At 61.1% G+C, this 9,839-nt stretch carries 10 protein-coding genes; all 10 read left to right on the top strand.

Going from position 1 to position 9,839, the window contains the following annotated elements:
• On the top strand, positions 1 to 1,067 hold a 1,067-nt coding region (gene ccoN / locus EN935_RS11060; RefSeq protein ID WP_127373319.1), incomplete at its 5' end, for a cytochrome-c oxidase, cbb3-type subunit I.
• Entirely contained in the window at positions 1,067 to 1,798 is a 732-nt protein-coding gene (gene ccoO / locus EN935_RS11055) for a cytochrome-c oxidase, cbb3-type subunit II (protein WP_063169224.1), read from the top strand. The genes ccoN and ccoO, both read left to right, overlap by 1 nt.
• 11 nt (positions 1,799 to 1,809) lie before the next feature.
• Complete coding sequence (locus tag EN935_RS11050) at positions 1,810 to 1,959, top strand: cbb3-type cytochrome c oxidase subunit 3 (protein ID WP_024502864.1); 150 nt, start codon at positions 1,810 to 1,812, stop codon at positions 1,957 to 1,959.
• 2 nt (positions 1,960 to 1,961) lie between these two features.
• Positions 1,962 to 2,825, top strand: coding sequence for a cytochrome-c oxidase, cbb3-type subunit III (gene ccoP, locus EN935_RS11045; RefSeq protein ID WP_063169223.1), 864 nt, complete (start codon positions 1,962 to 1,964; stop codon positions 2,823 to 2,825).
• A 167-nt stretch (positions 2,826 to 2,992) separates the two neighbouring features.
• Positions 2,993 to 4,552 carry a cytochrome c oxidase accessory protein CcoG gene (gene ccoG / locus EN935_RS11040; RefSeq protein ID WP_063169222.1) on the top strand — a complete coding sequence of 520 codons (1,560 nt, stop codon included), beginning with the start codon at positions 2,993 to 2,995 and terminating at the stop codon, positions 4,550 to 4,552.
• Positions 4,549 to 5,046, top strand: a complete 498-nt coding sequence (locus EN935_RS11035) for a FixH family protein (RefSeq protein WP_109671197.1) — start codon at positions 4,549 to 4,551, stop codon at positions 5,044 to 5,046. The genes ccoG and EN935_RS11035 overlap by 4 nt, the downstream gene beginning before the upstream one ends.
• Positions 5,043 to 7,331 carry a cation-translocating P-type ATPase gene (locus EN935_RS11030; protein WP_127373318.1) on the top strand — a complete coding sequence of 763 codons (2,289 nt, stop codon included), beginning with the start codon at positions 5,043 to 5,045 and terminating at the stop codon, positions 7,329 to 7,331. The genes EN935_RS11035 and EN935_RS11030 overlap by 4 nt, the downstream gene beginning before the upstream one ends.
• The gene (ccoS, locus tag EN935_RS11025) at positions 7,328 to 7,483 is read left to right on the top strand and encodes a cbb3-type cytochrome oxidase assembly protein CcoS (RefSeq protein ID WP_109672898.1); all 156 of its coding nucleotides are present in this window, start codon (positions 7,328 to 7,330) and stop codon (positions 7,481 to 7,483) included. The genes EN935_RS11030 and ccoS overlap by 4 nt, the downstream gene beginning before the upstream one ends.
• A 223-nt stretch (positions 7,484 to 7,706) precedes the next feature.
• Entirely contained in the window at positions 7,707 to 8,813 is a 1,107-nt protein-coding gene (gene nirK / locus EN935_RS11020; protein ID WP_109672895.1) for a copper-containing nitrite reductase, read from the top strand.
• 52 nt (positions 8,814 to 8,865) lie between these two features.
• Positions 8,866 to 9,735 (top strand): SUMF1/EgtB/PvdO family nonheme iron enzyme, encoded by an 870-nt coding sequence (locus EN935_RS11015; protein WP_127265869.1) that lies wholly within the window; start codon positions 8,866 to 8,868, stop codon positions 9,733 to 9,735.
• Positions 9,736 to 9,839: the final 104 nt, after the last annotated feature.

The following is a 9,839-nucleotide window of genomic DNA, read 5'->3' as shown; positions in this document are numbered from 1 at the left end:
ATGTCTGGCTGACCATCGTCTGGGTCGCCTACCTCATTCTGTTCCTTGGCACGATCCTGAAGCGCAAGGAACCGCATATCTACGTGGCCAACTGGTTCTACCTGTCGTTCATCGTGACCATCGCGATGCTGCATGTGGTCAACAACCTGTCCATACCAGTCTCGTTCCCGGGCTCCAAGAGCTACTCCGCCTTTTCAGGGGTCCAGGACGCCTTGACGCAATGGTGGTACGGCCACAACGCGGTCGGCTTCTTTCTCACCGCCGGCTTCCTCGGCATGATGTATTATTTCGTGCCCAAGCAGGCGAACCGGCCAGTCTATTCGTACCGGCTGTCGATCGTCCATTTCTGGGCTATCATCTTTCTCTACATCTGGGCCGGGCCGCATCACCTGCACTACACCGCCTTGCCCGATTGGGCGCAGACGCTCGGCATGGTGTTCTCGATCATGCTGTGGATGCCGTCCTGGGGCGGCATGATCAACGGCCTGATGACGCTGTCCGGCGCCTGGGACAAGCTGCGCACCGATCCGATCATCCGCATGATGGTGATGGCCGTCGCCTTCTATGGCATGTCGACCTTCGAAGGCCCCATCATGGCGATCCGGGCGGTCAATTCGCTGTCGCATTATACCGACTGGACCATCGGGCACGTCCATTCGGGTGCGCTCGGCTGGGTCGGCATGATCTCGTTCGGCGCGATCTACTACATGGTCCCGAAGCTCTGGAACCGTCAACGGCTCTACTCGCTGAGGCTCGTCACCTGGCACTTCTGGCTGGCGACACTCGGGATCGTCGTCTACGCCGCGGTGATGTGGGTGTCCGGCATCATGCAGGGCCTGATGTGGCGCGAATATGGCGAGCAGGGCTTCCTGGTCTACTCCTTCGCCGAAACCGTCGCCGCCATGCACCCCTACTATGTCCTGCGCGCCATCGGCGGCGCCATGTACCTCTCCGGCGCCCTGATCATGGCCTGGAACATCACCAGGACCATCCTCGGCCACCAGCGCGAGGAGGAGCCGATGCCGAGCCCCGTCGCCATCCGACCTGCGCGATCAGGAGCCAGGTAATGGGCTTGATGGACAAACACGCAATCATCGAGAAGAACGCCACGCTTCTTCTCGTTGGCTCGCTGCTCGTGGTGACGGTCGGCGGCATCGTCGAGATCGCGCCTCTCTTCTATCTCGACAACACGATCGAGAAGGTGGAAGGCATGCGCCCCTATTCGCCGCTCGAACTTGTCGGGCGCAACATCTATATGCGCGAGGGCTGCTACCTCTGTCATAGCCAGATGATCAGGCCGTTCCGCGACGAAGTTGAGCGCTATGGCCACTACAGCCTGGCTGCCGAGTCCATGTACGATCACCCCTTCCAGTGGGGATCGAAGCGCACCGGGCCGGATCTCGCCAGAGTTGGCGACCGCTACTCGAATGCATGGCATGTCGCGCATCTTACCGACCCGCGCTCGGTGGTGCCGGAATCGATCATGCCGAGCTATGGGTTCCTGAAAGACACGCCGATCGACGTGAAGGATTTCTCGACGCATCTGGTCGCCAACAGGCTTGTAGCCGTCCCTTACACCGATGACATGATCGCCCACGCCAATGCGGATCTGGCGGCGCAGGCCGATCCCAATGCCGACACATCAGGCCTTGAGGCGCGTTACCCAAAAGCCAAGATCGGCGACTTCGACGGCAACCCGCAACAGGTCACCGAAATGGATGCCCTGCTCGCCTACCTGCAGATGCTTGGCACACTGGTCGACTTCAAAAATTACGACGAAGCCGCCGGCTACCGCTGAGGAGAACGCTGATGACCTACAATTTGATGCGGGCGTTTGCCGACAGCTGGGGCCTGGTTGCGATGGCGCTGTTCTTCGTGGGGTGCATCGCCTTTGCCCTACGCCCCGGCAGCCGAAGGCTGGCCGACGAAGCGGCCCGCATTCCGCTCGAGGACGAGTGATCATGAGCGACGAGCATATCGATGAAATCTCTGGCGTCTCGACCACCGGCCACGAATGGGATGGTATCCGGGAGCTGAACAACCCGCTTCCCAGATGGTGGGTTATCACTTTTTACGTCACCATTGTCTGGGCGATAGGCTACACCATTGCCTATCCAGCATGGCCTCTGTTGCACTCGGCGACAACGGGTGTGCTCGGCTATTCCAGCCGCAACGAGGTCAGGAACGAGCTGACCGCGGCTGAGGCCGCCAAGGGCAAATATATCTCGGCGGTGGAGTCCAAGAGCGTCTCGGAAATCGCCGCGGACGACGGCCTGCGCGAATTCGCAATCGCCGCCGGTGGCGCCGCTTTCAAGGTCAATTGCGTACAATGTCATGGCTCCGGCGCCCAGGGTTCCAAGGGCTTTCCCAATCTCAACGACGACGACTGGCTGTGGGGCGGCAAGGCCGAGCAGATCCAGCAGACGATTACGCACGGCATCCGCTTCGCATCCGATCCGGACACGCGCCTGTCGGAAATGCCGGCCTTCGGCGACATCATTACCGCCGACCAGATCGCACAAGTCAGCGCCTACGTGGCCAGCCTTTCCGGCAAGGTCCGCGATGCAAGTCTGATCCAACCCGGCGCCAAGGTCTTTGCCGAGAATTGCGTGGCCTGTCACGGCGACAATGCAAAAGGCAACAGGGAATTCGGCGCCCCCGACCTGACCGATGCGATCTGGCTCTATGGATCCGGTGAGACAGCCATCGCCGCACAGGTCCGTGCGCCAAAACAGGGCGTCATGCCGGCCTGGGTTGGCCGTCTCGGCGAGATCAAGGTCAAGGAACTTGCAGTTTATGTCCATTCGCTTGGCGGCGGAGAATAGGAATGGAAGGTCCTATTCTTCGGTCCCCCCTGCCAAGCGGACGAGGCCCGGCGTGAGCCGGGCCTCGACACCATCCCTAATGCGATCTGCACAACCCGGCAAGGCTATCCTACGGCGAGGCTTTACGACAGGTGCCCCTGACATTGGCTGGGAAAGTGGAGTTGCACATGCGTGACAAGACGCAGTTGACAGGGCTCGAAACAGAAACTGTCAATTCCGCCAAAACCCGCAAGCCGCTTTATGCCGCGCGTCAAAAGATCTTTCCGAAGCGCGCCTCGGGCAACTTTCGTCGCTTCAAATGGCTGGTGATGACGATCACACTTGGCATCTATTACCTGGCTGCGTGGCTGCCTTGGGCTCGCGGTCCATTTGCCCCGGACCAGGCAGTCCTGCTCGATCTCGCGAACCGGCGCTTCTACTTCTTCTTCATCGAGATATGGCCCCAGGAATTCTTCTATGTGGCCGGCCTCCTGGTCATGGCGGGCGTCGGTCTTTTCCTGATCACCTCGACTGTCGGCCGTGCCTGGTGCGGCTATGCATGCCCTCAGACGGTGTGGGTCGATCTGTTCCTCGTCGTCGAACGTGCGATAGAGGGCGACCGTAACGCTCGCATGAAACTCGATGCAGGCCCCTGGACCGCCCGCAAGCTGATGCTGCGCTTATCGAAGCACGCCGTCTGGCTGGTCATCGGTGCGGCGACCGGCGGCGCCTGGATTTTCTATTTTGCCGATGCGCCGACGCTGGTTGGCGAACTCTTCACCGGCACCGCGCCACCCGTCGCCTACATCACTGTCGCCGTGCTGACGGCTACCACCTACACGTTCGGCGGTCTGATGCGCGAGCAGGTCTGCACCTACATGTGCCCATGGCCGCGCATCCAGGCAGCGATGCTCGACGAAAGTTCTCTCACCGTCACCTACAATGACTGGCGCGGCGAACCGCGTTCTCGCCACGCCAAGAAGGTCCTTGCCGCAGGGCTGCCGGTCGGTGACTGCGTCGACTGCAATGCCTGCGTCGCGGTCTGCCCGATGGGGATCGACATCCGCGATGGCCAGCAGATGGAATGCATCACCTGCGCGCTGTGCATAGACGCCTGCGACGGGGTCATGGACAAGCTCGGCAAGGAGCGCGGGCTGATCTCCTATGCGACACTGTCCGACTACAACGCCAACATGATGCTGGCGACCGCGGGCGGCTCCAGTTCAGTCAACCCGTCGCAGGTCAGGACCGCTGATGGCCTGTTCTCCGACAAGGTGGCGCATTTCCATATCCGCAAGATCTTTCGGCCACGCACCTACGTCTACATGGGTATCTGGTCGCTGATCGGCCTGGGTCTGCTCTATTCGCTGCTGACGCGCGATCGGCTCGAAGTCAACGTGCTGCATGATCGCAATCCGCAATTTGTCACGCTGTCCGACGGCTCGATCCGCAACGGCTACACCGTCAAGCTGCTCAACATGATCCCCGAGCCAAGGACGATCGTTGTCGCGATTCAAGGCTTGCAGGGCGCCGAGATGAGCGTGGTCGGCGACGACATCCCGGAAGGCCGTTCTTTTGCCATTCCGGTCGAACCCGACCGCCTGAAAATGCTGAAGGTCTTCGTGCGCCAGCCGGCGGATCAAATCCAGGGCACAGCGCAGACCTTCAAGTTCCGTGTCGAGGACAAGGCGAGCTTCGAGGCGGACGAATACACCGCCACCTTCAACGCGCCGGAGACTGCCAGATGAGCGCCAGAACTCAAAAAACCCGCGAATTCACAGGCAGGCACATGCTGTTCACCATCCTTGCCTTCTTCGGCGTGGTCATCGCGGTCAATCTGACGATGGCCACGCTCGCCAACACGAGCTGGACCGGCCTTGTCGTCGAAAACACCTATGTGGCGAGCCAGCAATTCAACAAGAAGGCCGAGGAGGGTCGCGCGCAGGCAGCACTTGGCTGGACCGGCAAGCTGACCATCGCATGGGGCGAGGTCCGCTACAGCCTCACCGATGCCGCCGGCAAGCCGGTTCCCTTGCATGGCGTCAAGGTGCTGTTTCGCCATCCCGCATACGAGAAAGAGGACAAGTCCGTCACGCTCGCCCTCGCCTCTGGCCAGGAATTCGCCGCGCAGCACATGCCGAAGGATGGCGTCTGGATTGTCGAAGTCGACGCCGATGCCGGTCTGGATAAACCGTATCGCGACGTCCGCAGGATCATGATTTCCAATGGAGCGCTGCAATGAGTTGTTGTGCACCGGGCGCCGAAATGGCGCTTGATCTGGTCAACACCGCATCGGTCCTGCCGTCCAGCCAGGAAATCAGGCTGGCGAGCAGATCGCTTGGCGATGATCTCCGCCAGACCGATCTTTCAGTCCCTGCGGTTCATTGCGCGGCCTGCATCCAGGCGATCGAGACAGCACTGGGAAAGCTCGATCAAGTCGAGAGTGCTCGTGTCAACCTGTCCACGAAGCGGGTCGTGGTCCGCTGGCGTGGGAGCCAAGTACCACCATTCGTCGCCGCGCTGGGACGGCTGGGTTACGAGGCGCATCTGTTCGACCCTGAAGTCGATAACAAGGACAAGACGCTTTCGGAACTGATCCGCGCCGTTGCTGTCGCCGGCTTTGCGGCGGGCAATATCATGCTGCTTTCAGTCTCGGTCTGGTCCGGCGCCGAAGGCGCAACGCGGGACCTGTTTCATTGGGTCTCGGCGCTGATCGCGATCCCGGCACTGGCCTTCGCCGGCGGCATCTTCTTCCGCTCGGCCTGGAATGCGCTGCGTCACGGCCGCATGAACATGGATGTGCCGATCGCGGTCGGGGTGTCCCTCGCCTACGCCATGAGTCTCTATGAGACGATCAACCACGGCGATCACGCCTATTTCGACGCGTCGGTATCGCTGCTGTTTTTCCTGTTGATCGGTCGCACGTTGGATCACGTGATGCGCGAACGTGCCCGGACCGCCGTGAAAGGCCTGTCCCAGTTGGCCGCACGTGGCGCCATGGTGCTGCGCAACGACGGCGCACGCGACTATCTGCCGGTTGGCGAGATCGAACCCGGCATGCTGCTGTTGATCGCGGCGGGCGAAAGGATCCCCGTCGACGGCAAGATCATTCAAGGGGCCTCGGATCTGGACTGCTCGTTGGTTTCCGGCGAGAGCACGCCTCGAAACGTGGCGGCAGGCGAAGCCGTGCAGGCCGGTGTCCTCAATCTCACCGGCCCGCTGACGATTGAGGCGGCAGCGGCCGCGAAAGATTCGTTTCTGGCGGAAATGGTTCGGCTCATGGAAGCCGCAGAGGGCGGCCGCGCGCATTATCGCCGGATCGCCGATCGCGTTTCGGCGCTCTATGCCCCGGTGGTTCATCTCACAGCCTTCGCGACGTTCCTTGGCTGGATGGCGGCGACTGGCGACTGGCACCGGGCGATAACCATCGCCATTGCCGTTCTCATCATCACATGCCCGTGCGCGCTCGGCCTCGCCGTGCCGATCGTGCAGGTGGTCGCGGCGCGGCGCCTGTTCGAGAACGGCATCATGGTCAAGGACGGTTCGGCCATGGAGCGCCTGGCGACGATTGATACAGCGGTGTTCGACAAGACCGGAACGCTCACGCTTGGACAGCCCCGGCTCATCAATGCGTCAGCGATCGATCCGACCATGCTGGCAATCGCGGCCGACATGGCTGCGCACTCGCGTCACCCGTTTTCAAAGGCCATAGCCGGTTTTGCCCGCCTTGGCGGGCAGCACAAATTCGATGCCGTCACTGAGCATCCGGGGTTCGGAATCGAAGCCACTGTCGCCGGAAGTATCTGGCGGCTGGGTCGACGCGGATGGGCTGGATGGAAGGCCCGGACCGGCGGCGAAGGCAAACATGGCTATGGCGGAACGGTGTTGACAAAAGACGGGTTCATTGTCGCCACCTTCAATTTTGAGGACGCTCTGCGCGCCGACGCCAAGGCGGCGATCGGGCAATTGAATGATGCTGGGGTGTCGGTGCAAATGCTGTCGGGCGATACCGCGGGCGCCTGCGGCGAAGTTGCAGAAATGCTGGGTGTCGACGACTTCGTTCCGTGCCTGCTGCCGTCCGGTAAGGTCGAATGCATCGAGACCCTGGCGAAAGACGGACACAAGGTTCTGATGGTTGGCGACGGCCTCAACGACACGCCGGCGCTGAGCGCGGCGTATGTCTCGATCGCACCGGCCACCGCCGCCGACATTGGCCGCAATGCGGCCGACTTCGTGTTCCTGCGCGAAAGCCTTCTGGCAGTGCCTCTCGCGCTGGACGTCTCGCGCAAGGCGGGACACCTGATACGCCAGAACATCGCGATTGCGATCGTCTATAATGCCGTCGCCGTGCCGATCGCCATCCTGGGCCACGTCACGCCTCTTATCGCAGCGATTGCCATGTCCGCTTCTTCGCTGCTTGTGATCGGAAATGCGTTGCGTCTGCAGAGTTCCATACCAAATTCGCCAGCGAAAGATGTGCGGCGCGACAGCCGTTCCGACATCACCAGATTGGCCCGATTCTCATGACGACCCTTGCCTACCTCATACCTGTGGCCCTCTTCCTTGGTGCGCTTGGCTTGGGGGGCTTCCTGTGGGCTTTGAAGAGTGGCCAGTATGAAGATCTCGACGGCGCCGCCGAGCGGATCCTTATCGATCGAGAAGACAAGCTGGATCAGTGATCGAAAGCCAAGTAGCCGATAATGGCGGTGGGCAGAAAACTACACCGCCGCATGTCCCTGGCTGGAATAATCCCAAAAAGCTCGAATAACGCGAAACATTGCCGTGTCCGAAGCTGCAGCTTGCCTGGATTTAACTCTTTCAATTTGCGCCAGCGCAAAGAAACGCTGCGTCAGCTCAGGTAAATTCTATTCATCCGCAACGGTTGAGAGATAGGAGACTGACATGATCACGCGACGTGAAGCTCTGTTCGGGGCAGCGATTGGCGCTGCCGCCGTGGCAGCACTGCCCGCATTTTCAGCAACTGTGACAAAGGCGGACATTCGAGGGCTCGCGCGCGAAAAGATCGCGCTTGTGGCACCGCCGTTTGTGCATCCGCACGATCAGGTCGCCAAGGGTGGACCCAAGATCGTCGAGTTCACCATCACGATCGAGGAAAAGCCTCTTGTCATCGACGCCGACGGCACGACGCTCAATGCGATGACCTACAACGGCTCGATCCCCGGCCCGCTGATGGTCGTGCATCAGGACGACTATCTCGAGCTGACGCTCATCAATCCAGACACCAACTCCCTCGCCCACAACATCGACTTCCACGCCGCAACAGGCGGGCTGGGTGGCGGTGGCCTCACCCTGATCAATCCCGGCGAACAGGTGACCTTGCGCTTCAAGGCGACGCGAACGGGAACGTTCGTCTATCACTGTGCACCTGGTGGCGCGATGATCCCTTGGCATGTCGTCTCCGGCATGAGCGGCGCCATCATGGTGCTGCCGCGCGACGGGCTCAGGAACGACAGGGGCGAACCGGTCAAATACGACAAGATCTTCTATATCGGCGAGAGCGACTTCTATATCCCGCGCGATGAGAAGGGCAATTTCAAGAGTTACGAATCGGCCGGTGACGGATACGACGATATCGTCAAGGTCATGCGCGGGCTGATCCCGACGCATGTCGTGTTTAACGGCAAGGTCGGATCCCTGACCGGTGACAACGCCATGAAGGCGAAAGTCGGCGAGACCGTGTTGATCGTCCACTCACAGGCCAACCGCGATACCCGGCCTCACCTGATCGGTGGACACGGCGACTATGTCTGGGAACAGGGCAAGTTCGCCAATCCGCCTGCCAAGGATCTGGAGACCTGGTTCATCCGTGGCGGCTCGGCGGGCTCGGCGCTCTATACCTTCCTGCAGCCAGGCATCTACGCCTACGTCAATCACAATCTGATCGAGGCCGTGGAACTCGGAGCGACCGCTCACTTCATGGTCGAAGGCCAGTGGAATGATGATCTGATGACGCAGGTCGAGGCGCCCAAACCCATAGCCACCAACTGACGGCACTCCAAAATGCCCGGACGGCGTCGCTGTCCGGGCATGGACAAAAGCCATGTCTCCTTTCATCCTGAAGGTTCTGCCGGTCGCCCTGGCCGCCGCTGCTGTTCCGGTAGGTCTCTCGTTACAGGCGGTCTTCGGGGATCGACAACCCCACCCCGTCGCCATGACAGTTGTCTTGCTTTCCGGTTCGATCATCTATCCGACTCCGGGCGAGTTCCTGAAAGAGGGACGCCCGCAAGGCAATCCCCGCATCGAGCGGCAACTCAGCAGACCTCTCGAAATCATGGCCTACCAGGTTGGCGCGGCCGACTATGCGGACTGCGTGTCGGCTGGCGCCTGTCAGCCGGCACAGGAGACGCGCGCGATCCCGCGCAATGCTCCCGTCACCGGAGTGAGCTATCTCGATGCGAATGCCTATGCCCGGTGGTATTCGCAAGTGACCGGCGGCCAATGGCGGCTGCCATCCGACGATGAGTGGGCCTTTGCCGCGGCGGAGCGGTTCGCAGGCGAATTCGAGGGTGTCGAAAACGACGCCAACAACCCCGCCAGACGTTGGCTCACCAGCTACAAGGCCGAGGTGGACCTCAATCGCAAACCGGACCCGATGCCCAAGAGCCGTGGCTCGTTTGGTTTCAATTCCCTGGGCCTCGCCGACTTTTCCGGCAACGTCTGGGAGTGGACTTCGACCTGCTATGTCCGCACCACGTTGGCTACGGATGGAAGTGGTGTTGCGAGCTCGGTCGACAATTGCGGCGTCCACGTGCTTGAAGGGCTTCACAGAGCCTACATGTCGAACTTTGTCAGTGACGGGAAAAGCGGAGGCTGTGCCGTTGGCACGCCTCCCGACAATCTGGGATTCAGATTGGTCCGGGACCATTCGGGATGGGCAAGCCGGATCCTTGGGTGGCTTGGCATCGTCTGAAAAGCAGGAATAGCGGACCACGTCCTCTCGACTGTCGCGAGCCCGCCCGTCGCCCTTCCCTCGCCTCACTGTGCCTTGGGTGTCGTCAACGCGGTTCCGTGGAT

Source organism: Mesorhizobium sp. M7D.F.Ca.US.004.03.1.1, assembly GCF_003998635.1.
GTDB lineage: Bacteria > Pseudomonadota > Alphaproteobacteria > Rhizobiales > Rhizobiaceae > Mesorhizobium > Mesorhizobium loti.
The sequence above is the reverse complement of the archived record's forward strand: the minus strand, read 5'-3'. Positions and strand labels throughout refer to the sequence as shown.